20 protein-coding genes are annotated in these 22,743 nt (G+C 69.9%); 13 read left to right on the top strand and 7 right to left on the bottom strand.

Going from position 1 to position 22,743, the window contains the following annotated elements; translation table 11 throughout:
- The first annotated feature begins 140 nt into the window (after positions 1–140).
- From E0500_RS13505 to E0500_RS13520, 4 genes are all read left to right on the top strand, one after another.
- Positions 141–1,508, top strand: a complete 1,368-nt coding sequence (locus E0500_RS13505; protein WP_131567169.1) for an endo-1,4-beta-xylanase — start codon at positions 141–143, stop codon at positions 1,506–1,508.
- Between the two features lie 93 nt (positions 1,509–1,601).
- Positions 1,602–2,678, top strand: coding sequence for an LCP family protein (locus E0500_RS13510; protein WP_131567165.1), 1,077 nt, complete (start codon positions 1,602–1,604; stop codon positions 2,676–2,678).
- 116 nt (positions 2,679–2,794) lie between these two features.
- Positions 2,795–3,151 carry a YciI family protein gene (locus E0500_RS13515; protein WP_131567162.1) on the top strand — a complete coding sequence of 119 codons (357 nt, stop codon included), beginning with the start codon at positions 2,795–2,797 and terminating at the stop codon, positions 3,149–3,151.
- A 51-nt stretch (positions 3,152–3,202) separates the two neighbouring features.
- Positions 3,203–4,522, top strand: coding sequence for a DUF6596 domain-containing protein (locus E0500_RS13520; protein WP_131567159.1), 1,320 nt, complete (start codon positions 3,203–3,205; stop codon positions 4,520–4,522).
- Here E0500_RS13520 and E0500_RS13525 read toward each other — a convergent pair.
- Together E0500_RS13525 and E0500_RS13530 are read right to left on the bottom strand one after the other, a co-directional pair.
- Positions 4,519–4,947: an MscL family protein gene (locus tag E0500_RS13525; protein ID WP_131567156.1), complete on the bottom strand. Its 429-nt coding sequence runs from the start codon at positions 4,945–4,947 to the stop codon at positions 4,519–4,521. The two genes, E0500_RS13520 and E0500_RS13525, sit on opposite strands and share 4 nt — an antisense overlap.
- 119 nt (positions 4,948–5,066) lie before the next feature.
- On the bottom strand, positions 5,067–6,272 hold the full coding sequence (locus E0500_RS13530) for a class I SAM-dependent methyltransferase (RefSeq protein ID WP_309505048.1): 1,206 nt from the start codon (positions 6,270–6,272) through the stop codon (positions 5,067–5,069).
- 90 nt (positions 6,273–6,362) lie between these two features.
- Here E0500_RS13530 and E0500_RS13535 point away from each other — a divergent pair, with 90 nt between their 5' ends.
- The 3 genes from E0500_RS13535 to groL all read left to right on the top strand — a co-directional run bounded on the left by E0500_RS13535 (position 6,363) and on the right by groL (position 9,774).
- Positions 6,363–7,355: a polysaccharide deacetylase family protein gene (locus E0500_RS13535; RefSeq protein WP_131567150.1), complete on the top strand. Its 993-nt coding sequence runs from the start codon at positions 6,363–6,365 to the stop codon at positions 7,353–7,355.
- A gap of 347 nt (positions 7,356–7,702) precedes the next feature.
- Positions 7,703–8,011: a co-chaperone GroES gene (groES, locus tag E0500_RS13540; protein ID WP_131567147.1), complete on the top strand. Its 309-nt coding sequence runs from the start codon at positions 7,703–7,705 to the stop codon at positions 8,009–8,011.
- A 137-nt stretch (positions 8,012–8,148) separates the two neighbouring features.
- Positions 8,149–9,774, top strand: a complete 1,626-nt coding sequence (gene groL, locus E0500_RS13545; protein WP_131567144.1) for a chaperonin GroEL — start codon at positions 8,149–8,151, stop codon at positions 9,772–9,774.
- 134 nt (positions 9,775–9,908) lie between these two features.
- Here groL and E0500_RS13550 read toward each other — a convergent pair whose 3' ends face one another.
- From E0500_RS13550 to E0500_RS13560, 3 genes are all read right to left on the bottom strand, one after another.
- A complete protein-coding gene (locus E0500_RS13550; RefSeq protein WP_131567139.1) occupies positions 9,909–10,616 on the bottom strand; it encodes an ester cyclase in 708 nt (235 codons plus the stop codon).
- A 75-nt stretch (positions 10,617–10,691) separates the two neighbouring features.
- Positions 10,692–11,462 carry an SDR family oxidoreductase gene (locus E0500_RS13555; protein WP_131567136.1) on the bottom strand — a complete coding sequence of 257 codons (771 nt, stop codon included), beginning with the start codon at positions 11,460–11,462 and terminating at the stop codon, positions 10,692–10,694.
- A 109-nt stretch (positions 11,463–11,571) separates the two neighbouring features.
- Positions 11,572–12,246 (bottom strand): MOSC domain-containing protein, encoded by a 675-nt coding sequence (locus tag E0500_RS13560; protein ID WP_131567132.1) that lies wholly within the window; start codon positions 12,244–12,246, stop codon positions 11,572–11,574.
- 79 nt (positions 12,247–12,325) lie between these two features.
- Here E0500_RS13560 and E0500_RS13565 point away from each other — a divergent pair, with 79 nt between their 5' ends.
- Positions 12,326–13,222: a LysR family transcriptional regulator gene (locus E0500_RS13565; RefSeq protein WP_131567129.1), complete on the top strand. Its 897-nt coding sequence runs from the start codon at positions 12,326–12,328 to the stop codon at positions 13,220–13,222.
- Between the two features lie 68 nt (positions 13,223–13,290).
- Here E0500_RS13565 and E0500_RS13570 read toward each other — a convergent pair whose 3' ends face one another.
- Positions 13,291–13,620 (bottom strand): WhiB family transcriptional regulator, encoded by a 330-nt coding sequence (locus E0500_RS13570; protein ID WP_131567125.1) that lies wholly within the window; start codon positions 13,618–13,620, stop codon positions 13,291–13,293.
- Positions 13,621–14,022: 402 nt separating this feature from the next.
- Between E0500_RS13570 and E0500_RS13575 the strand changes: the two genes are divergently transcribed.
- From E0500_RS13575 to E0500_RS13590, 4 genes are all read left to right on the top strand, one after another.
- The gene (locus tag E0500_RS13575) at positions 14,023–14,634 is read left to right on the top strand and encodes a response regulator transcription factor (RefSeq protein ID WP_003948568.1); all 612 of its coding nucleotides are present in this window, start codon (positions 14,023–14,025) and stop codon (positions 14,632–14,634) included.
- Between the two features lie 330 nt (positions 14,635–14,964).
- The gene (locus E0500_RS13580) at positions 14,965–15,540 is read left to right on the top strand and encodes a sigma-70 family RNA polymerase sigma factor (RefSeq protein WP_131567123.1); all 576 of its coding nucleotides are present in this window, start codon (positions 14,965–14,967) and stop codon (positions 15,538–15,540) included.
- A 198-nt stretch (positions 15,541–15,738) separates the two neighbouring features.
- The gene (gene guaB / locus E0500_RS13585) at positions 15,739–17,244 is read left to right on the top strand and encodes an IMP dehydrogenase (RefSeq protein WP_131567119.1); all 1,506 of its coding nucleotides are present in this window, start codon (positions 15,739–15,741) and stop codon (positions 17,242–17,244) included.
- A gap of 170 nt (positions 17,245–17,414) precedes the next feature.
- Complete coding sequence (locus tag E0500_RS13590; protein WP_131567115.1) at positions 17,415–18,539, top strand: GuaB3 family IMP dehydrogenase-related protein; 1,125 nt, start codon at positions 17,415–17,417, stop codon at positions 18,537–18,539.
- 709 nt (positions 18,540–19,248) lie between these two features.
- Here E0500_RS13590 and E0500_RS13595 read toward each other — a convergent pair.
- Positions 19,249–20,469, bottom strand: coding sequence for a nucleotide sugar dehydrogenase (locus E0500_RS13595; protein ID WP_131567112.1), 1,221 nt, complete (start codon positions 20,467–20,469; stop codon positions 19,249–19,251).
- A 272-nt stretch (positions 20,470–20,741) separates the two neighbouring features.
- Between E0500_RS13595 and E0500_RS13600 the strand changes: the two genes are divergently transcribed.
- Positions 20,742–22,448, top strand: a complete 1,707-nt coding sequence (locus E0500_RS13600; protein WP_131567109.1) for a glycerol-3-phosphate dehydrogenase/oxidase — start codon at positions 20,742–20,744, stop codon at positions 22,446–22,448.
- Positions 22,449–22,743: the final 295 nt, after the last annotated feature.

Below are 22,743 nucleotides of genomic sequence, written 5' to 3' on the forward strand. Positions count from 1 at the left end.
CACGACCCGCAGCCGCCCACCAACACAAACCCGGCAGACGAAACGCACCCGAAGTGAACCTATTGACGGGTGTGGCATCCACCCCCACACTCCTCCGAAGTCAATCGGTTGAACGGCCGAAACTTTCGGAGGCACCCGTCATGAGAACCTCCAGATCCCCGTTACGCTCCCGCCTCACCACCCTGCTCACCGGCGCGGCAGCGCTGACCGCGCTGACCGCGCTGCTGGGCGCGGCCCCCGCCCACGCCGCCGACCCCCCGCTGCGCGACCTCGCCGACGCCAAGGGCAAGGTCATCGGAACGGCGGTCACCGGCTCCAAGCTCACGGGCACCTACGGCCGGATCGCCGGGGAGGAGTTCAACTTCCTCACCCCCGGCAACGCCATGAAATGGGGCTCCGTCGAGCCCACCCGAGGCAACTTCAACTGGACCGAGGCCGACCAGATCGTCAACTTCGCGGAGGCCAACGGGCAGCAGGTGCGCGGCCACACCCTCGTCTGGCACAGCCAGAACCCGAGCTGGCTGACGAACGGCAGCTGGACCTCCGCCCAGTTGAGCCAGCTGATGAACGACCACATCGCCACCGAGGTCGGCCGCTACAAGGGCCGGCTGGCCGCCTGGGACGTGGTGAACGAGCCGTTCAACGAGGACGGCACCTACCGTCAGACCCTCTGGTACAACGGCCTCGGCGCCGACTACATCGCCCAGGCCCTGACCGCCGCCCGCGCGGCCGACCCCAGCGCCAAGCTCTACATCAACGACTACAACGTCGAGGGCGTCAACGCGAAGAGCACGGCGCTGTACAACCTGGTCAAGTCGTTGAAGGAGCGCGGTGTCCCGATCGACGGCGTCGGCCTCCAGGCCCATCTGATCCTCGGCCAGGTCCCCTCGACTCTCCAGCAGAACATCCAGCGCTTCGCCGACCTGGGCGTGGACGTGGCCATCACGGAGCTGGACATCCGTATGCAACTCCCGGCCACCGAGGCCAAGCTGGCGCAGCAGGGGACCGAGTACGAGGCCGTGGTGAAGGCGTGTGTCGCGGTGAGCCGGTGCACCGGGGTCACCGTCTGGGGCTTCACGGACTCCGACTCGTGGATCCCGGACACCTTCCCCGGCCAGGGCGCGGCGACCCCGTACGACGAGAACTACGCCCCGAAACCGGCGTACTCAGGCATCGTGAGGGCCCTCGGCGGCACGACGACACCGCCTCCGACGGGCGCGTGCACGGCGACGTACGGCGTCACCAGCCAGTGGAACACCGGGTTCACGGGCCAGGTGACGATCGCCTGCTCGGGGGCGTCCCTCTCGTCCTGGAGGGCCAACTGGACGTTCGGCGCGGGCCAGCAGATCACCCAGGCCTGGAACGCCACGTGCACACAGACGGGCTCGGCGGTGAGTTGCACGAACGTCTCGTGGAACGGGAGCGTGCCGAGCGGCGGTTCGGTGACCTTCGGTTTCAACGCGAACTGGAACGGGAGCAACCCGCTGCCGACGGTGACGTTGGCGTGAGGTGCGCTCACGCACGGCTGACCATCGGCCGAAGAGTCTGAGAATTTCCGAAGAATGCCGGTCGGACGTCTCCGCTCGTAATAATTCGGACTTATGTTCCTGCGTGTGACTGTGCGAAGCGGTGAACGCGGGGATGACGGCGGAGCGGCGGACAGACAAGTGGGCCGGCGGCCGAGGCTGCTGAAGGCCGCCGGCCTCACCCTCGCCGGGGTGTTCGCGCTGGGCGTGGGCACGGCGGGCTGGGCGTACTGGCATCTGAACGACAACATCAAGAGCGTCGACATCGAGAGCGCGCTCGGCGACGACCGCCCGCCCGCGATGGTGCCAAGCCCGTCGCCCTCGTCCGCCGCCTCACCGTTGCCCAGCACGGCGTTGAACATCCTGGTCCTCGGCTCCGACTCCCGTAGCGGCGAGGAGAACGCCGAGCTCGGAGGCGGGGACAGTGGCGGTGCCCGGTCCGACACGGCGATGGTCGTCCACCTCGACGAGGGGCGCAGTGAGGCGACGGTGGTGAGCATCCCGCGCGACACACTGGTCACGCGCCCGTCCTGCCCCCTGCCCTCGGGCGGCTCCACCTCGGTCGCGTACAACACGATGTTCAACAGCGCGTACTCGGTGGGCGGTCCGGTGTGTGCGGTGAAGACCGTCGAGTCGCTGACCGGCGTCCGTATGGATCACTACGTCGAGATCGACTTCTCGGGTTTCGCGAAGCTGGTGGACGCGCTGGGCGGGGTGACCGTCACGACGGACGAGGACATCGACGACGAGGACAGCCGTCTGAAACTGGAGGCCGGCACCCACCATCTGGACGGCGAACAGGCCCTCGCTCTCGCGCGTACCCGCCACGGCATAGGCGACGGCAGCGACCTGGGCCGCATAGGCCTCCAGCAGACGCTGGTGAAGGCCCTGCTGGATCAGGTCTCCTCGACGAATCTGCTGACCAGCCCTGCCAGGCTCTACCAGGTCGCCGACGCGGTCACCGGCGGTCTGACGACGGACACCGGGCTGGATTCCCTCGGCGGGCTGATGAGCCTTGGCCAGAGCCTGAGGGGCCTGACCTCGGCCGATGTCACGACGGTGATGATGCCGGTGGTACCGGCGCCGTCGGACCGCAACCGCGTGGTGGCGGACGAGCCGGAGGCGAGCGAGGTGTGGGCGTCGCTGCGGTGAGGCCTCCGCGGTGCGTGAGAAGTTTTCTGGCGGGCGTGTCGATCCGGGTTTCTGTCGTTCGACGCTCAGGGTGAGAGGCGGGGAAAAGGTCCCGCCGTCACACCTGAGGAGTCACGATGCCGCGCTACCTGTCGCTGGTGAAGATCGACGAGGCGACCGCTCCCGCCGAGGGCCCCAGCCCCGAGATGATGGAGCGGATGGGGAAGCTGCTGGACGCGATCACGAAGGCCGGGGTCATGCTCGACACCGCCGGGCTGATGCCGACCGTCCAGGGCAAGAGGGTGCACTGGGAGGGCGGGAACGTGTCGGTCACCGACGGGCCGTTCACCGAGACCAAGGAGGTCGTCGGCGGGTACGCCGTCATGCAGTGCAAGGACATGGCCGAGGCACTTGAGTGGACCAAGCGGTTCGTGCGGGTGCACGGGCCCGAGTGGACGGTGACCTGCGAGGTCCGGGAGATCCAGGGAGGCTGACGGGGGCCGTTCATTGGCCCGGCGGCCCGTACGGGTGTCTGATGGTGGGTTGTGACACCGCAGCCCACCCCGCCCCAGCGGCCCGCCGGGCCCGTCGGCTCCCCGGAGCCGACGGAGCCCGCCACCCGCACCATCGAGGCCGTCTTCCGGATCGAGTCGCCCCGCGTCATCGCCCGTGTCGCCCGGATCGTGGGGGACGTCGGCATCGCGGAGGAACTGGCGCAGGACGCGCTGGTCGCGGCGCTGGAGCAGTGGCCGAGGGACGGGGTGCCGGACAACCCGGGCGCCTGGCTGACGACGACGGCCAAGCGCCGGGCCATCGATCTCGTACGGCGGCGGGAACGGTACGCACAGAAGCTGGAGGAGGTCGGACGGGACCTGTCCCTGACCGGCGCGCACCACTTCGACGAGCCCTCCGATCCCGACGACATCGACGACGATCTGCTCCGGCTCGTCTTCACCGCCTGTCACCCCGTCCTGTCCGCCGAGGCGCGGATCGCGCTCACGCTCCGCCTCCTCGGAGGGCTGACCACGGTCGAGACCGCCCGTGCGTTCCTGGTTCCCGAGGCGACCATGGCCCAGCGCATCGTGCGCGCCAAGCGGACGCTGGCCGCCAAGGGGGTCGCCTTCGAGGTGCCGTACGGGCCCGAGCGGGAGGCCCGGCTCGGGTCCGTCCTGGAGGTCATCTACCTGATCTTCAACGAGGGGTACGCGGCCACCGCCGGCGACGACTGGCTGCGGCCCGCCCTGTGCGAGGACGCCCTCCGGCTCGCCCGGGTGCTCGCCCAGCTGATGCCCAAGGAGCCCGAGGTGCACGGGCTGATGGCGCTGCTGGAGCTCCAGGAGGCGCGGGCGGCCGCGCGTACGGGTCCGTCCGGTGAGCCGGTGCTGCTGAAGGACCAGGACCGCCGCCGCTGGAACAGGATGCTGATCGCCCGCGGTTTCGCCGCGCTCGGCCGCGCCAGTGCCGCCGCCGGGGGTGCCTCCGGCCCGTACGCGCTCCAGGCCGCCATCGCGGCGTGCCACGCCCAGGCCTACACGTACGAGGAAACCGACTGGACGCGCATCGCTGCTTTGTACGGCTTGCTGGCCGCCCGGACCCCGTCCCCGGTCGTCGAGCTGAACCGGGCGGTCGCCGTCTCGATGGCCGACGGTCCGCGCCCGGCCCTGGAGATCGTCGACCACCTCGCCGCCGAACCGGCCCTACGGGACTATCACCTGCTCCCCAGCGTCCGCGGTGACCTCCTCGCCCGCCTCGGCCGTACGGAGGAGGCCCGGGCGGAGTTCGAGCGGGCGGCGGAGCTGACGCGCAACGAGCGGGAGCGGGAACTCCTGCTGCGGCGGGCGGCGGAGGCGACCGGGCCCGGCTAGGGCGCGGGAGTGAGGTCGGTGCCGCAGTAGCGGCACTTGGTCGCCGCCTTGGGCAGGTCGTCCTGCAGACAGGCCGGACACGTCCTGCTGGGTGTGGGTTCGCCGAACACCGTCACGCCGCGCTTGGCCTGGTAGTGCTTGTAGGGAACGACGATCAGGAAGTAGATGACCGCCATGAAGATGATGAAGTAGATCAGCGCGGCGATGAACGAGCCGAGGTTCAGATAGGTGGCGGTGTTGCCCGGCTGTCCGAGCTGCCAGCCCAGGCCGGGTGACTTGCCGCCCTGAGCCCTGGCGACGAGGGGGTTGATCACGAAGTCGGTGAATGCCTTGATCAGCGTGCTGAACGCCAGCGCCACGACCAGACCCACGGCCACGACGATGACATCGCCGCGCATGAGGAAGTTCTTGAAGCCGCGAAACACGAGAGTCCTCGCCTCCTGTCCTGCCTTGGGCGTCGGTGGCGTCTGTGGTGTCGCGTTCAGTCTTGTGGTGCTCCACGCGGATCGCACTCCGGCCACCGCCGTTCGTGGGGGAAGGCGTGTCAGGCGGCCGGTTCGCCGGGCCGTGCGGGGTGTCCGAGCAGCATCGTCGGGGCTCCCGCGACCCGGGTGAGGAAGACGGTCGCCGCGTTACGCCCGTGCGGCTTCGGCAGCACCTTCCTGCGCAGTTCCTCCGGATCGACCGCCGAGCCGCGCTTCTTCACGGTCAGGACGCCGACCTCGCGCTCGCGGAGCAGGGCCTTCAGCTTCTTGACATTGAACGGGAGTTGGCCGGTGATCTCGTAGGCGGTGGCGTACGGGGTGGGGCGCAGCTCGTCGGCGGTGACGTAGGCGATGGTCTCGTCGATCAGGCCGCCGTCCAGGTCCGTGGCGGCCTCGGCGACCAGGTGGGCGCGGATGACGGCGCCGTCGGGTTCGTACAGGTAGCGGCCCAGTGAACGGACCTGGGGATTGGGCAGGCCCCGGCCGAGCAGGGTGTGCGGGCCGGGGAGGAGGGTGGCCCGCACCAGGCCCGGCTCGGTGCCGAACCACAGCACCGCCTCCTTCACGTCCCCGACGTCGGAGATCCACTCGGCCTCGGCCTGCGGCGGCACGGCCTCGTGCGGCACACCGGGGGCGATCTTCAGTGCGGCGTGCGGTGCCTTGAGGGCGTTGTCCACGGCCCAGGAGAGAGGAGGCGAGTAGGCCTCGGGATCGAAGATCCGGCCACGGCCTCCGCGTCGCGCAGGGTCGACGAACACGGCGTCGTAGGGGGACGTGTCCACCTCCGTCACATCTGCCTCCCGTACCTCGATCAGGTCGGCGAGTCCGAGGGCCTCGGCGTTCGCGCGGGCCGCGGCGGCCGTCAGTGGGTCCCGGTCGACGGCCAGGACGCGGATTCCGGCACGGGCCAGCGCGATCGCGTCGCCGCCGATGCCGCAGCACAGGTCGGCGACGGACCGCACTCCCAGCGCCGTGAACCGGTTCGCCCGGTATGTCGCCACCGACGTGCGCGTGGACTGTTCGACGCCGTTCGGCGTGAAGAACATCCGCTCCGCGTCCGCCGTCCCGAACTTGGCCACCGCCCGCTGCCGCAGCCGAGCCTGGGTGAGGGCGGCCGAGACGAGGCCGGCCGGGTGGTCGCGGCGCAGCCGGGTCGCGACGGCCAGCTCCGCCGCCGGGTCGGTGCCACGCACCTCGTCGAGGAGGGCCAGGCCCTCGGGGGTGAGGAGGGCGGCGAAGGAGTCCAGGGGCGCGAGGTCGTTCACCCGATCATTGTCGGCCAGTCGGTGGATGGTGCGCGGCCGGTGGCGGTGTCGGGCCGGGCGGTGGGGGATGGACTGCGAGGATGCAGCAACATGCGACTCGTACGACAAAATGATCAAAAGCGTGCGAAGTGGACGGGGGTCCGGGGGGTCGTGGTCGTCCTGGCCGTCTCCGCCCTGGCGTCCTCCGCGTGCGGGGGCGCAGCCGATCGGCACGACACGTCTTCGGAGGCCGATCGGGGTGACACGTCCTCGGAGGTCGAGCGGGGCGCGGGGGCGCAGCGGGACCACGGCAGACAGGACCCCCTCCAGGCGCCCCCCGCGCGCGCCCTCGATGCGTACGCCTCGAAGCTGCTCCGGTCGTACACCGTCCAGGTCGCCGCCACGAACCGCTGGGGGCTCGGCAGGGTGCCCATGGCGCCGCCGCTGCCCCCGGCGAAGAAGCCGGTCCTGCGGACCCGCAAGGGGTTCGAGGTCGCCGGGCACCAACGAGACGGTCTGCCGCCCGTCGTCACCGGCATCCCCACCCGGGAGAAGGTCGTGTTCCTCACCATCGACGACGGCGCCGAGAAGGACCCGGCGTTCCTGCGGATGACGAGCGACCTGAAGATCCCGTACACCGCCTTCCTCACCGACAATGTGGTGAGGAGCGACTACGGCTACTTCCGGCAAGTGCGGGACCGTGGCGTCGGCCTGAACAACCACACCCTCCGCCACCGCTATCTGCGGCGCCTCCCCTACGCGGAGCAGAAGCGCGAGATCTGCGGAATGCAGGACGTCATGGAGAAGCAGTTCGGGAAGCGGCCCGCCCTCTTCCGCCCGCCGTACGGCAGCTACGACCGCGACACCCTGCGCGCCGCCAAGGCCTGCGGCATCAAGGCCGTCCTCCTGTGGAACGAGGAGGTCTTCCCGGGCCGCTGGGCCTACCGCGAGGCGGGCCGGAACCTCCACCCCGGCGACATCGTCCTCAGTCACTTCCGGGGGAAGGGGCAGTGGAAGGGCACGATGCCCGACATGATCCGCGACTTCATGAAGCGGGTGACCGAGCAGGGGTACGCCGTGGCCCGCCTGGAGGACTATCTCTGAGGGCCGGTTCATGCGGCCGGCGCCAAGCCCAGCCGGCCCGTCCGGCGTTTGAGGGCGAGGCCGTTCAGGCCGAAACGGGGGTCTGGAGGCGGAGCCCTCAGGGTCGGCACCCCCATCTCCGGTGCGCCGGAGACCACGCGCGCGCCTACGGAAACCCCGCCGCGCCGCAGGCAATTGGCACTCCGCTTGACCGAGTGCTAATCGCGGTCATAGTCTCAGGTCTGGCACTCCCCCCTGGAGAGTGCCAACAACGCGACGGGCAGGTCCGGCACCCGCGACGACGGATCGACCTGGTCGCCACCTCAGACAGTTAACCCCGTGAGATCTCCGAAGGGGGAGGTCGGATCGTGACGACCGCCAGCTCCAAGGTTGCCATCAAGCCGCTCGAGGACCGCATTGTGGTCCAGCCGCTGGACGCCGAGCAGACCACGGCCTCTGGCCTGGTCATCCCGGACACCGCGAAGGAGAAGCCCCAGGAGGGCGTCGTCCTCGCCGTGGGCCCGGGCCGCATCGAGGACGCCAAGCGCGTCGAGCTCGACGTCAAGGTCGGTGACGTGGTGCTCTACAGCAAGTACGGCGGCACCGAGGTGAAGTACAACGGCGAGGAGTACCTCGTCCTCTCGGCTCGCGACGTGCTCGCGATCATCGAGAAGTAGTTCACCCGGAACCACCGGTTCTGCTTTACAGCTGCGCCCCTGGCCCCGCCGTTGATCAGCCGGGTGCCAGGGGCGCAGCTCATTCACCGCTAGCACACCTAGCACACCTCTAGATTTCCGAGAGGGCCAACGCTCCCATGGCGAAGATCCTGAAGTTCGACGAGGACGCCCGTCGCGCCCTTGAGCGCGGCGTCAACAAGCTCGCCGACACGGTGAAGGTGACGATCGGCCCCAAGGGCCGCAATGTCGTCATCGACAAGAAGTTCGGCGCCCCCACCATCACCAACGACGGTGTGACCATCGCCCGCGAGGTCGAGGTCGAGGACCCGTACGAGAACCTCGGCGCCCAGCTGGTGAAGGAGGTGGCGACCAAGACCAACGACATCGCGGGTGACGGTACGACCACCGCCACCGTGCTCGCCCAGGCGCTCGTGCGCGAGGGCCTGAAGAACGTCGCCGCCGGTGCCTCCCCGGCCGCCCTGAAGAAGGGCATCGACGCCGCCGTCGCCGCGGTCTCCGAGGACCTGCTCGCCTCGGCCCGCCCGATCGAAGAGAAGTCCGACATCGCCGCCGTCGCCGCGCTGTCCGCCCAGGACCAGCAGGTCGGCGAGCTCATCGCCGAGGCGATGGACAAGGTCGGCAAGGACGGTGTCATCACCGTCGAGGAGTCCAACACCTTCGGTCTGGAGCTGGACTTCACCGAGGGCATGGCCTTCGACAAGGGCTACCTGTCGCCGTACTTCGTGACGGACCAGGAGCGCATGGAGGCCGTCCTGGAGGACCCGTACATCCTCATCCACCAGGGCAAGATCTCCTCGATCGCGGACCTGCTGCCGCTGCTGGAGAAGGTCATCCAGGCGGGCTCCTCCAAGCCGCTGCTGATCATCGCCGAGGACGTCGAGGGCGAGGCCCTCTCCACCCTCGTCGTCAACAAGATCCGCGGCACCTTCAACGCGGTCGCGGTCAAGGCCCCCGGCTTCGGTGACCGCCGCAAGGCGATGCTCGGCGACATGGCCACCCTCACCGGCGGCACCGTCATCGCCGAGGAGGTCGGCCTCAAGCTCGACCAGGTCGGCCTGGACGTGCTCGGCACCGCCCGCCGTGTGACCATCACCAAGGACGACACCACCATCGTCGACGGCGGTGGCCAGGCCGGGGACGTCGCCGGCCGCGTCGCCCAGATCAAGGCCGAGATCGAGACCACGGACTCCGACTGGGACCGCGAGAAGCTCCAGGAGCGCCTCGCGAAGCTGGCCGGCGGCGTGTGCGTGATCAAGGTCGGCGCCGCCACCGAGGTGGAGCTGAAGGAGAAGAAGCACCGTCTGGAGGACGCCATCTCCGCGACCCGCGCCGCGGTCGAGGAGGGCATCGTCTCCGGTGGTGGCTCTGCGCTCGTCCACGCGGTGAAGGTCCTGGAGGGCAACCTCGACAAGACCGGCGACGAGGCCACCGGTGTCGCCGTCGTCCGCAAGGCCGCCGTCGAGCCGCTGCGCTGGATCGCCGAGAACGCCGGCCTGGAGGGCTACGTCATCGTCTCCAAGGTCGCCGAGCTCGAAAAGGGCAACGGCTACAACGCCGCCACCGGCGAGTACGGCGACCTGGTCAAGGCCGGCGTCATCGACCCGGTCAAGGTCACCCGCTCCGCCCTGGAGAACGCCGCCTCCATCGCCTCCCTCCTCCTCACGACCGAGACCCTGGTCGTCGAGAAGAAGGAAGAGGAGGAGCCGGCCGCCGCGGGTCACGGCCACGGCCACGCCCACTGACGCACCCGGCATATCGCCGTGAGGCCCGGCGCCCCTTCGGGGGTGCCGGGCCTTCGCCTGTCCGGTCTGCTTCCGTTCCGCTTACGGCGCCGTCCGGTGTCTGCTTCCGGCGTCGTCCGGACCGGCCTGCCTCCTCACCTCTCCAGCGCGTCGAGCGCCCCGAGCTGAGCCATCAGCCCCAGCCGGTCGTACTGCCACCAGCCCTCGACGATCTTCCCGTCCTCCTGGAAGCGGAAGATCGTGGTCCCGGTCATGCCGACCTTCCTGCCCGTGGCCGCGATCCCCAGGAACTCACCCTTGTGGGTCCCGTTCCAGGTCCACCGCGTCGACACCCGGTCGCCCTGGGAGATCTGGTCCTCGATCGTGAACGCGAAGTCGAAGCCGCCGCGCCACATCCGTATGTCCCTGCGTATGGCGTCCAGCCCGATGCTGTCCTGCTCATTGGCCGGGTCGTGGTCGTGGTAGCTCTCCGCGTACACGTCGTTGAGCGGAGGCAGATCGCCCTCGGTGGCCGCCAGCTCGAAGAGCCTGCGGACGTTGGCCGCGTACAGCTGCTCGTCCCGCACCACGTCCAGATCGGTGAACGTGGGGCTCTCGTCGCAGAGCGCGACCATGTCCCGGAAGATACGTCCGGTCTCCGGGAGCTTCGAGTTCCGCATCGCCTCCTCGTACGATCCGAACTCCACGATCTCGATCAGGTGCGACGTGTCGGACCGGTCCTTGCCGATGATGTTGTGCGTGGCGGTCCGCCTGCCTTTGGTCTGCTCGACCCATGTGTCCATCAGCCGGTTCATCTCGTCGAACCGGGTTGTCTTGCAGTCGATGAGCTGCACGAACGTCATGACACCGCCTCCCAGCCCCCCTGGGTCCGGCTGACACCCCCATTTTCCCACCGGGGTTCGGCCTGCCGGGATTCCCTACTGGGGCCCGAACTTGTTCCCCTTCGCAGTGATCCCACCGAGCAGGCCCCGGGGCAGTACCTTCGCCACGCCCATCAGCGCCTTGTACCGCGGGTCCGGGATGGACAGCGACTTGCCGCGGGCCAGGTCGGCCAGCGCCGCCGTGACCAGCTTGTCGGCGTCCAGCCACATCCAGCCCGGGATGCTGTCCGTGCCCAGGCCGGCCCGCTCATGGAACTCGGTCCGCACGAAGCCCGGGGCCAGCGCCATCAGCCGCACCCCGCTGCCCGCCAGATCCCGCGCCGCGCCCTGCGTGAACTGCACGACCCACGCCTTGGACGCGCTGTACGTGCCCCGCGGCACGAACGCGGCCACCGACGCCACGTTGACGACTCCGCCCCGGCCCCGTTCCCGCATCCCCTCGGCCGCCGCGGAGGTCAGCCGGAGAACCGCCTCGCAGTGCACCTTGAGCATCGTCAGCTCGTCGGCCATCGGCACGTCGAGATAGTGGCCCTTGGTGCCGAACCCCGCGTTGTTGATCAGCAGGTCGACAGGGTTCCTGCGGTCGGCCAGCCGCCGCTCCACCGACTCGATGCCGTCGTCCGTCGACAGGTCGGCGGTCAGCACCTCCGCCTCGATGCCGTGCCGGTCGTGCAACTCGGTCGCCTGCTCGCGCAGCCGCTTCGTGTCGCGCGCCACCAGGACGAGGTTGTGACCGTCAGCCGCCAGCCGCCGAGCGAAGGCGGCGCCGATACCCGCGGTCGAACCCGTAATCAGAGCCGTTGTCATGACGCAAGGTTAGTGAACCGGACTGTGCGAGTCCGCCGCCCGTAAAGGCCTTCACCTGTCCTTCCCGCGCCCAGCACCGAACACGGTCCCGCCCTGGGTGCCCTGCCGTCTACACGCCCCCGCTGTGCTTCGCCACGTACGTCTCCGCCCGCTTCCGTGCCTCCGGATGCAGCGCGTCCCCCGCCGCCAGCAGCTGTGGCAGCAGCGCCGGCTCGGTCGTCACGGCCCGGAACTGGAGGGCCACCGTCACCTCGTGGTCCGGGCGGTGGACGATCTCGACGGGGTCGCCGGCCCGGATCTCGCCCGTCTCGACGACCCGCAGGTACGCACCGGGCGCGCCCTTCCGCGTGAAGCGCTTGACCCAGCCCTGCTCACCGAGGTGCACCTGGAAGTTGAGGCAGGGGATACGGCCCGAGGTGACCTCCAGGATCACGTCGGCGCCGATCCGCCAGCGCTCCCCGATCCGGGCGCCGGACACGTCGATGCCCTCGGTGGTGAGGTTCTCGCCGAACACGCCGTTGGGCAGGGCTCGGCCCAGCTCCTGCTCCCAGCCGTCGAGGTCCTCACGCGCGACCGCGTACACCGCCTGGTCCTCGCCGCCGTGATGCTCCGTGTTGCAGACGGCGTCCCCGGCCACCCCACTGGCGCCCACTCCCTTGGGACCGGGCGCGGAGATCCGCAACGGCCCCTCCACCGGTCGCTTGTCGATGCCGGTCACGTGCCCTCGAAGGTCCGCGTGATCCACGGTCCTGGGGCGCCCCACGTTCAGCGAAAGAACCTTCATGGCGGCACGCTAGGCGATCACGGCCAAAGCGTCGACGCAATATCCGGCTCCCTGTCCAAGCTTGACTTATGCTCGAAGCGTGATTGAGGCCCGTCATCTCCGCGTCCTGCGTGCCGTCGCCACCACCGGCTCCTTCTCGGCGGCGGGACGTGAGCTCGGCTGCACCCAGCCCGCCGTCAGCCAGCAGATGAAGGCCCTGGAGACCTCGGTGGGTACGCCGCTGCTCATCCGCAGCGGTCGCGAGATGAGGCTGACGCAGGCGGGCGAGGCGCTGGTCCGGCACGCCGCCGGGATCCTCGCGGGGCTCACGGCCGCCGAGGAGGAGGTGGCCGCCATCGCCGGCCTCAGGGCCGGACGCGTCCGTCTCGTGTCCTTCCCCAGCGGCAGTTCCACCCTCGTGCCCACGGCGCTCGCCGCGCTGCGCGCCGCGCACCCCGGGACCCGCGTCTTTCTGGAGGAAGCCGAGCCGCCGGCGTCCGTCGAGATGCTGCGCCAGGGGGACTGCGACATCGCGCTCGCCTTCCGGTACGAGGGCGCGGCCGGGCCCGAGGAGTGGGACGACCTGGTCGTGCGCCCGCTGCTCAGCGACCGGCTCGTCGGGCTCGTACCGGAGGGGCACCGGCTGGCCCGTACGGAATCCGTGGAGATCGGGGCACTCTCCGCGGAGCCCTGGATCGCGGGCTGTCCGCGTTGCCGCGGCCACCTGGTCGAGATCTGTGAGGGAGCGGGCTTCACACCGCGGATCGACTTCGCGACCGACGACTACCCGGCCGTCGTCGGCCTGGTCGGGGCGGGGCTCGGCGTCGCGGTACTGCCGGAGCTGGCCATCGAGTCGGTACGGCCCAAGGGGGTGCGGACGGTCTCGGTGGAACCCGCCGTGCGCCGGGAGATCGTGGCGCTCACGTTGCCGGACCTGGCCAAGGTGCCCGCGGTCGCGGCGACGCTGGAGCAGCTGGCCAAGGCGGCCGCCCGATAGCGAAAAACCGGGCACACGTAAGCGTGCCCGGCGTGCAGTGCGGTGTTGGGTATCGAGGAAACGTTCTTTCAGTTGTGCGAGGCGGCATCGCTTCCGGTCGCCGATGCCGACACCAGCCGGTTGCGCGCCCGGCCCATGAGCTCTTCGCGCTCGTCCTCTGTCAGTCCGCCCCACACGCCGTACGGCTCGCGCACCCGCAGCGCGTGCGCCGCGCACTCCGCGCGGACCGGGCACCTCATGCAGACCTCTTTGGCCGAGTTCTCGCGAGCGCTCCGTGCCGCGCCACGCTCACCCTCCGGGTGGAAGAAGAGCGAGCTGTCGACTCCGCGGCACGCCGCAAGGAGCTGCCAGTCCCACAGATCCGCGTTGGGCCCGGGAAGGCGGGAGAAATCTGCCATTGCGTTGTCCCCTTGTTGCCGTTCTGGGCTGAGATGTGACTCGACGATGTGACTCGACCGTACATCCGCGATCTAAGGAGATGAAAATATGACCCATTGCGAATCTAGCCTCAAACACCGCAAAAAGGGAAGAAATGGGGCTAAATGGGGCATGGTTGTGATGAAACGTTGAGGGTCCGTTGCGCATGTCTGCGCTGTGTCCGTCCCCTCACGTAGAGTGCCGAAGGTGGCTCAGTGCCCCGTAACTCTTTCGAGTGACCGTCGTTGAGAGTGCGGAGGCGGTTGAAGGAACAAGCGCTCGGGCAGGCGTCTCAAGTCCGCTCGCGAGTGTCGACCGCACAGGTGACGATTCGTACCAGCCTGGAGGCTCAAGGTGACGCGCATCAGCTGCGGAGGGCGGCCATGACATCCGTCCTCGTCTGCGACGACTCCCCGCTTGCCCGAGAGGCGCTCCGCCGCGCGGTCGCGACCGTGCCCGGCGTCGAGCGCGTGACGACGGCGGCCAACGGCGAGGAAGTCCTCCGCCGCTGGGGCGCCGACCGCTCGGACCTGATTCTCATGGACGTACGCATGCCCGGTCTGGGCGGCGTCGAGACCGTACGGCGGCTGCTGTCCGCCGACCCCGGTGCGCGCATCATCATGCTCACCGTCGCCGAGGACCTCGACGGAGTGGCGCTCGCGGTGGCCGCCGGGGCGCGGGGCTATCTGCACAAGGACGCCTCGCGCGCCGAGTTGCGGGCCACGGTGACGCAGGCGCTCGCCGACCCGACGTGGCGGCTCGCCCCGCGCAGGCTGCGTTCGGCCGAGATGGGGGCCGCCCCCACGCTCACCGCGCGCGAGATCCAGGTCCTGGAGGGCATGAGCCACGGCCGGTCGAACGCGGAGATCGGCCGGGAGCTCTTCCTCTCCGAGGACACCGTCAAGACACATGCCCGGCGGCTGTTCAAGAAGCTCGGCGCCTCCGACCGGGCGCACGCCGTGGCACTGGGCTTCCGGTGGGGCCTGGTCCGTTAAAGGTGAACCGAAGCGGGGGCTCGGGAATCCCCGCCTGCCGCAGGGTGGGCGGGGCCGGTTCCCGAAAAGTCGGCGGGAGCGCTTTCCGGCAGGTCAACGGGGGTGCGTATCGCGAGGTGGCCGGGGGTGGCAAAGCGGCCCGCCGGGTGCCTGCTGCTTGTTTCGCCGCGGATGCCGCATCCTTGAGGTGTGGAGTTCCTCGGGGACGAGTCGGACGAGCGGAAGGGGAGGGCGCAGGAGATGAGTTCCGGCGCACCTGCTCATAACGCTTCGGTGCACAACATGGCGCACGGTGTCACGGGGCGGACGGCCTCAGGGCACCATGGACCGATGCGCGATGACGAGACGACGGTGATCGGCGCGCTCGTTCATCGCGCTGTCGACGGAGACCAGCAGGCCACGCACGACCTGCTCGCCCACGTCCACCCGCTCGCCCTGCGCTATTGCCGTACGCGGCTGTCCCGGCTTCCGGGTGACGCTCGCCACTTCGTGGAGGACCTGGCACAGGAGGTCTGCGTCGCCGTGCTCCTGGCGCTGCCGCGCTACAAGGACACAGGAAGGCCCTTCGAGGCGTTCGTCTTCGCCATCGCCGCCCACAAGGTCGCCGATCTGCAGCGGGCCGCGATGCGCCACCCGGGCTCCACGGCGGTTCCCTCGGACGAGATGCCCGAGCGGCCGGACGACTCGCTGGGCCCGGAGGAGCGTGCGCTGCTGAGCAGCGACGCCGAGTGGGCCAAGAAACTCCTGGCCAACCTTCCGGAGAACCAGCGGGAGCTGCTCCTGCTGCGCATCGCGGTGGGGCTCACGGCTGAGGAGACGGGCCAGATGCTGGGGATGTCTCCAGGGGCCGTACGCGTGGCACAGCACCGCGCACTGAGCAGGTTGCGGGCGCTGGCGGAGCAGTAGGCGGGCTCCCCCGGGGGCCTGCCCCGGACCTCCGGGAGGTGCATTTCCGGCCGCATCCGGTGCGCTGATGAACGGGAGTGATGCCCGAACCGTACGAACATACGAAGCCAAAGGGTGCGCTACGCCATGGAATGAGGCACCTCCGCTTCCCGTTAGCATGGACATCCGCACCGAGCAAGGCCATTTGGGGAAGGTGTCATGACTGCAAACGTCGACGGAGTGCCCGAGAAATTCGCGACACTCGGGCTGACCTACGACGACGTGCTGCTGCTGCCGGGCGCATCCGAAGTGCTCCCGAACGCGGTCGACACCTCGTCCCGTGTGTCGCGCAATGTGCGTGTGAACATCCCGCTCCTCTCGGCGGCGATGGACAAGGTGACCGAGTCCCGCATGGCGATCGCGATGGCCAGGCAGGGCGGCGTCGGTGTGCTGCACCGCAACCTCTCCGTCGAGGACCAGGTCAACCAGGTCGATCTGGTGAAGCGCTCCGAGTCCGGCATGGTCACCGACCCGATCACGGTGAACCCGGACGCGACGCTGGCCGACGCCGACGCCCTGTGTGCCAAGTTCCGCATCAGCGGTGTCCCGGTCACCGACGGCAGCGGCAAGCTGCTCGGCATCGTCACCAACCGCGACATGGCCTTCGAGTCGGACCGTTCGCGCCAGGTCCGCGAGGTCATGACGCCGATGCCGCTGGTCACCGGCAAGGTCGGCATCTCCGGCAACGACGCCATGGACCTGCTGCGCCGCCACAAGATCGAGAAGCTTCCCCTGGTCGACGATGCGGGCGTCCTGAAGGGCCTCATCACCGTCAAGGACTTCGTGAAGGCCGAGCAGTACCCGAACGCCGCGAAGGACTCCGAGGGCCGTCTGCTCGTGGGTGCCGCCGTCGGCGCCAGCCCCGAGGCACTGGAGCGGGCCCAGGCACTGGCCGCGGCCGGCGTGGACTTCCTGGTCGTCGACACCTCGCACGGCCACAACAGCAACGCGCTCAGCTGGATGTCGAAGATCAAGTCGAGCGTGGGCGTGGACGTGATCGGCGGCAACGTCGCCACGCGCGACGGAGCCCAGGCGCTGATCGACGCCGGTGTGGACGGCATCAAGGTGGGCGTGGGCCCCGGTTCGATCTGTACCACCCGAGTCGTCGCCGGTATCGGTGTCCCGCAGGTCACGGCCATCTACGAGGCGGCCCTCGCGGCCCGCGCCGCCGGTGTCCCGGTGATCGGTGACGGTGGCCTGCAGTACTCCGGCGACATCGGCAAGGCGCTGGCCGCCGGCGCCGACACGGTGATGCTCGGCAGCCTCCTAGCGGGCTGCGAGGAGTCGCCCGGTGAGCTGCTCTTCATCAACGGCAAGCAGTTCAAGTCGTACCGCGGCATGGGCTCCCTCGGCGCCATGCAGTCCCGGGGCCAGGGCAGGTCCTACTCGAAGGACCGCTACTTCCAGGCGGAGGTGGCCACCGACGACAAGCTGGTGCCCGAGGGCATCGAGGGACAGGTGCCCTACCGCGGCCCGCTGGCCAACGTTCTGCACCAGCTCGTGGGCGGTCTGCGCCAGACCATGGGCTACGTGGGCGCCGCCACCATCGACGAGATGGAGTCCAAGGGCCGCTTCGTGCGCATCACCTCGGCGGGCCTCAAGGAGAGCCACCCGCACGACATCCAGATGACGGTCGAGGCACCGAACTACACCAGCCGAGGCTGAACAGCCGGAGCTGCCGGGCTGAACGGCCGGAGCTGGAGAACAGCCTCCACGCGTACGCGTGCCCCACGTCCACGGTTCGATGAGGGCGGTCCCGGAACCTCCGGGACCGCCCTTGTCACGGGTGTCGGGGATACTGGAGGCGCTGGAACGCAAAGGGAAAGGCCACTCACGTGACTGAGATCGAGATCGGGCGCGGCAAGCGCGGCCGCCGGGCGTACGCCTTCGACGACATCGCCGTCGTCCCGAGCCGCCGTACCCGGGACCCGAAGGAGGTCTCGATCGCCTGGCAGATCGATGCCTACCGTTTCGAGCTGCCCTTCCTGGCCGCCCCCATGGACTCGGTCGTCTCGCCGGCCACCGCCATCCGCATCGGCGAGCTGGGCGGCCTCGGCGTCCTGAACCTCGAAGGCCTCTGGACGCGGTACGAGGACCCGCAGCCGCTGCTCGACGAGATCGCCGGGCTGGACGCGGAGACCGCGACCCGCCGCCTCCAGGAGATCTACGCGGCTCCGATCAAGGAGGAGCTGATCGGGCAGCGCCTGAAGGAGGTGCGCGACTCCGGTGTGGTCACCGCCGCCGCGCTCTCTCCGCAGCGCACCGCCCAGTTCTCCAAGGCGGTCGTGGACGCGGGCGTCGACATCTTCGTCATCCGCGGTACGACGGTGTCGGCGGAGCACGTCTCCGGCGCCGCCGAGCCGCTGAACCTGAAGCAGTTCATCTACGAGCTGGACGTCCCGGTGATCGTGGGCGGCTGCGCCACGTACACCGCGGCCCTGCACCTGATGCGTACGGGCGCGGCCGGTGTCCTCGTCGGCTTCGGCGGCGGCGCCGCGCACACCACGCGCAACGTGCTGGGCATCCAGGTGCCCATGGCGACGGCGGTGGCGGATGTGGCCGCCGCCCGGCGCGACTACATGGACGAGTCCGGCGGGCGGTACGTGCACGTCATCGCCGACGGCGGCGTGGGCTGGTCCGGCGACCTGCCCAAGGCCATCGCCTGCGGTGCCGACGCGGTGATGATGGGCTCGCCGCTGGCCCGTGCCACGGACGCGCCGGGCAAGGGCCACCACTGGGGCATGGAGGCCGTCAACGAGGAGCTGCCGCGCGGCAAGAAGGTCGACCTGGGGACGGTCGGCACCATAGAGGAGGTCCTGACGGGCCCGTCCCACACTCCGGACGGCTCGATGAACTTCTTCGGGGCGCTGCGGCGGGCCATGGCCACCACCGGGTACAGCGAGCTGAAGGAGTTCCAGCGGGTCGAGGTGACGGTGGCGGACTCGCAGCACAAGCGGTAGGCCGTCAGGCCGTAGGCATCGAAGGGCCCGGTTGCTCGTGGGGGTGACCGGGTCTTTTTGTGTGCCCAAGTGGGGCTGGTGGGGCGTGTTTTGCGGTACGGGGGCGCACGGTTGCCTTCGGTGCGAATACGCGCTGGAGGGCAGTGCTGAAGCGGTAACGTCCGTGTCCGGCGCCTCGGTTTTCTGAGCGCCCCCTTCCAAGGAACACGGTTCCGGACCCCGGCCCTCGGGGCCCGGCCCGAACTCCAACGGACCGCCTACCGGGCCTATGGGCGGCATCGTGGAAGGGGGCGCTCATGGGACGCCACCGCAAGCCCACCTGCGGGGACCGATTCAGGCTTCGGCTGGTGAAGTTCCGTAGGAGGTGGATCTTGCGAATTTTTGGGCGATGAGCGGCCACCCCTACGAAAACTAGGGGTGGACACTCTGTGAATCGCCCGGGAGCCTGCCGCAGTGCCCCCTGCGGTGGGCTCCACCTGTTGTACGGTACCGGATCCGCCGTCGGGCGGCACCGTACTGCAGGGCGGATCTTGCGGATCCGTGGACGGCGAGTAGCCGTCCCTACGAGACCTAGGGGCGGATACCCGGAACCCGTCCTAGAGCCTGCCGCAGTAGCCGACTGCGGTGGGCTCCACCTGTCCGTACGCTAGCGGCGGACCCGCCTCGCACACCATCAGTCCCGGCGGCTCAGCCACCCACGCGCCCCCCGTCACAACCGATGCGCCGCCCCCATAGGCGCAGCCCCCCGCGTATCCAGTAGCAACTGCGCCTTCACCGACAACCCCTGCAGGTCGTACGTCCGGTGCTGCTGGAGCAGGATCGTCAGGTCGGCGTCGGCGGCGGCCTCGTAGAGGGAGTCGGCGCGGGGGACCGGGCGGTCGAGGACGTTCCAGGACGGGACGTACGGGTCGTGGTAGCTGACGGCGGCGCCGAGTTCCATCAGACGCAGGGCGATCTCGCGTGCGGGGGTGCTCTGTTGGTCGGCCACGTCGGGCTTGTAGGTGACGCCGAGGAGGAGCACGCGGGCGCCGCGGGCGGACTTGCCGTGCTCGTTGAGGAGTGTGGCGGCGCGCTGGACGACGTACTGGGGCATGCGGTCGTTGACCCGCTGGGCCAGTTCGACCATGCGCAGGGAGCGGGGCGCGTGGCCGGCCAGGTCCTGGGGGACGCCGTGGCCGCCGACGCCGGGGCCCGGACGGAAGGCCTGGAAGCCGAACGGCTTGGTCTCGGCGCACCGGATGACGTCCCACAGGTCGACGCCCAGGTCGTGGCAGAGGACGGCCATCTCGTTGACGAGGGCGATGTTGACGTGCCGGTAGTTGGTCTCCAGGAGCTGCACGGTCTCTGCTTCGCGGGGTCCACGCGCGCGTACCACCTTGTCGGTGAGGCGCCCGTAGAAGGCGGCGGCCGACTCGGTGCAGGCGGGGGTGAGGCCGCCGATCACCTTGGGGGTGTTGGCGGGGCCGAAGTCGCGGTTTCCGGGGTCGGCGCGGCCCGGTGAGTACGCGAGGTGGAAGTCGCGGCCCGCGCGCAGGCCGGAGCCCTCTTCGAGGAGCGGGCGCAGGAACTGCTCCGTGGTGCCGGGGTGCACGGGGGACTCCAGGATCACCGTGGTGTGCGGGCGCAGCCGTTCGGCGAGGGTGCGGGCGGCGTCGGCGACATGGGTGAGGTCGAGGGTGCCGTCGGCGCCGTGCGGGGTCGGGGCGCAGATGACCGCCGTACGGACGCGGCCGAGTTCGGCGGGACTGGTGGTGGGCCGGAAGCCCTGGGCGCGCATGCGGCGGAGTTCGGCGGGGGTGAGGGAGCCGTTCTGGGAGTCGGCATCGGGGGCGGTCCTGTACCCGAGCGTGGGGATGCCGGCGGCGACGGCGGCCTGGGCCAGCGGCAGGCCGAGCTGACCGAGTCCGATGACGGCGAGATCTGCGGGCATGGCGTGGGCCGTCCTTCGCGATAGCCGAAGCGGAACAGTCGCGCAAGCCCTGTGGACAGGATGGGCGAGCGCAATGTCAGACTAGGAGTAAATATGACCGTTATGCGGTATTGGCTGACTCTCTTTCTCCGCGCGTCCCCGAGAGTTGTCCACAGGCGGACGGCGGGTGGTGGCCGAAGTCGGACGACGCGGTCAGAATTCTGGGCATGGGGGATGTGAGCCGGGTCTTGCCGGGAAGGCGGGACCAGCGCGACAGACAGCGGGAGGCAGCGGTGAGGACAGCGACACTGGGGCCGGCGCAGCGCGCCGAGTCCCTGGCGGGAATGGCCGAGCGCGAGCTGGACGTGCTGGTCGTCGGCGCGGGCGTGGTCGGTGCGGGCACCGCGCTCGACGCGGCGACGCGCGGCCTGTCCACGGGACTGGTCGAAGCGCGTGACTGGGCGTCGGGCACCTCCAGCAGGTCCAGCAAGCTGATCCACGGCGGGCTGCGCTATCTGGAGATGCTCGACTTCGCGCTCGTACGGGAGGCGTTGAAGGAGCGCGGGCTGCTGCTGGAGCGGCTGGCACCTCACCTGGTGAAGCCGGTGCCGTTCCTCTACCCGCTGCAGCACAAGGGCTGGGAGCGGCTGTACGCGGGATCGGGCGTCGCACTCTACGACGGCATGTCGATGGCGCGCGGCCATAGCCGGGGCCTGCCCGTGCACCGTCACCTGACGCGCCGCAACGCCCTGCGCGTCGCGCCCTGCTTGAAGAAGGACGCCCTGGTCGGGGCCCTCCAGTACTACGACGCCCAGATGGACGACGCCCGCTACGTGGCCACTCTGGTGCGCACGGCGGCGTCGTACGGCGCGAAGGTCGCCAACCGCGCGCGAGTGACCGGCTTCCTGCGCGAGGGCGAGCGCGTCGTCGGGGCCCGGGTGCAGGACGTGGAAGCGGGCGGGGAGTACGAGGTCCGCGCCAAGCAGGTCGTGAACGCCACCGGTGTGTGGACCGACGACACCCAGGCGATGGTGGGCGAGCGGGGCCAGTTCCATGTGCGGGCGTCCAAGGGCATCCACCTGGTCGTGCCGAAGGACCGGATCCACTCCACGACCGGGCTCATCCTGCGGACCGAGAAGTCCGTGCTGTTCGTCATCCCCTGGGGGCGGCACTGGATCGTCGGCACCACGGACACCGACTGGGACCTCGACAAGGCCCACCCGGCCGCGTCCAGCGCGGACATCGACTATCTCCTGGAGCACGTGAACTCGGTGCTGGCGGTGCCCCTCACCCGGGACGACGTGCAGGGCGTGTACGCGGGCCTGCGGCCACTGCTCGCAGGCGAGTCGGATGCCACCAGCAAGCTGTCGCGCGAGCACACCGTGGCGCATCCGGTGCCGGGGCTCGTGGTCGTGGCGGGCGGAAAGTACACGACCTACCGGGTGATGGCCAAGGACGCCGTGGACGCGGCGGTGCACGGTCTCGACCAGCGGGTCGCCGAGTGCGTGACCGAGGACGTACCGCTGCTCGGGGCCGAGGGGTATCGGGCGCTGTGGAACGCGCGGGCTCGGACAGCGGCGCGCACCGGACTCCATGTGGCACGCGTCGAGCACCTGTTGAACCGCTACGGGGCGATGGCGGAGGAACTGCTCGACCTGATCGGGACCGATCCGTCGCTGGGGGAGCCCCTGCACGCGGCCGAGGACTATCTGCGGGCCGAGGTCGTGTACGCGGCCTCGCACGAGGGGGCACGGCACCTGGACGACGTGCTCACGCGGCGGACGCGGATCTCGATCGAGACGTTCGACCGCGGCACGCGCAGTGCGCGGGAGGCCGCGGAGCTGATGGCTCCCGTGCTCGGCTGGGACAAGGACCAGGTCGAGCGTGAGATCGAGCACTACCGGAAGCGGGTGGAGGCCGAGCGGGAGTCGCAGCGCCAGCCGGACGACCTGACCGCCGACGCGGCACGGCTGGGGGCGCCGGACATCGTGCCGCTGTAGTGAGGGGATGGGGATGAGGGGATACGGGGCGGGGGGTAGGGGACGGGGGACGGGGGATCCGTTGGTATCACTCGAACGGGTGTCGTGAGCTGGGATCTCTGTTCGGAACCCGGTCGTTCTACGAGATGCGGGGCAGAACTCGGCGGTGAGGGGGGTGGGTTCGGTGCGACGGCCGTCGGTGTCGCTGCGGTGGACGCGAGGCGGCGCCGTGGTGAAGTCCTTGTCCCGGCTGTGGTGGTGTGCGGTGCCGTAGCGCGCTCCCCGGGCCGGGGTCGGCCGAGGGCGTGTCTTCGGG

Source organism: Streptomyces sp. KM273126 (assembly GCF_004337435.2).
Taxonomy (GTDB): Bacteria; Actinomycetota; Actinomycetes; order Streptomycetales; family Streptomycetaceae; genus Streptomyces; species Streptomyces acidicola.

What these genes read in the sequence shown, in the direction of transcription:
- E0500_RS13580 (WP_131567123.1), top strand. Translation starts at nt 14,965, where the DNA reads ATGCGCGATGACGAGACGACGGTGATCGGCGCGCTCGTTCATCGCGCT.
- E0500_RS13510 (WP_131567165.1), top strand. Translation starts at nt 1,602, where the DNA reads ATGTTCCTGCGTGTGACTGTGCGAAGCGGTGAACGCGGGGATGACGGC.
- E0500_RS13595 (WP_131567112.1), bottom strand. Translation starts at nt 20,469, where the DNA reads ATGCCCGCAGATCTCGCCGTCATCGGACTCGGTCAGCTCGGCCTGCCG.
- E0500_RS13570 (WP_131567125.1), bottom strand. Translation starts at nt 13,620, where the DNA reads ATGGCAGATTTCTCCCGCCTTCCCGGGCCCAACGCGGATCTGTGGGAC.
- E0500_RS13515 (WP_131567162.1), top strand. Translation starts at nt 2,795, where the DNA reads ATGCCGCGCTACCTGTCGCTGGTGAAGATCGACGAGGCGACCGCTCCC.
- groL (WP_131567144.1), top strand. Translation starts at nt 8,149, where the DNA reads ATGGCGAAGATCCTGAAGTTCGACGAGGACGCCCGTCGCGCCCTTGAG.
- E0500_RS13535 (WP_131567150.1), top strand. Translation starts at nt 6,363, where the DNA reads ATGCGACTCGTACGACAAAATGATCAAAAGCGTGCGAAGTGGACGGGG.
- E0500_RS13575 (WP_003948568.1), top strand. Translation starts at nt 14,023, where the DNA reads ATGACATCCGTCCTCGTCTGCGACGACTCCCCGCTTGCCCGAGAGGCG.
- E0500_RS13505 (WP_131567169.1), top strand. Translation starts at nt 141, where the DNA reads ATGAGAACCTCCAGATCCCCGTTACGCTCCCGCCTCACCACCCTGCTC.
- E0500_RS13560 (WP_131567132.1), bottom strand. Translation starts at nt 12,246, where the DNA reads ATGAAGGTTCTTTCGCTGAACGTGGGGCGCCCCAGGACCGTGGATCAC.
- E0500_RS13555 (WP_131567136.1), bottom strand. Translation starts at nt 11,462, where the DNA reads ATGACAACGGCTCTGATTACGGGTTCGACCGCGGGTATCGGCGCCGCC.
- E0500_RS13550 (WP_131567139.1), bottom strand. Translation starts at nt 10,616, where the DNA reads ATGACGTTCGTGCAGCTCATCGACTGCAAGACAACCCGGTTCGACGAG.
- guaB (WP_131567119.1), top strand. Translation starts at nt 15,739, where the DNA reads ATGACTGCAAACGTCGACGGAGTGCCCGAGAAATTCGCGACACTCGGG.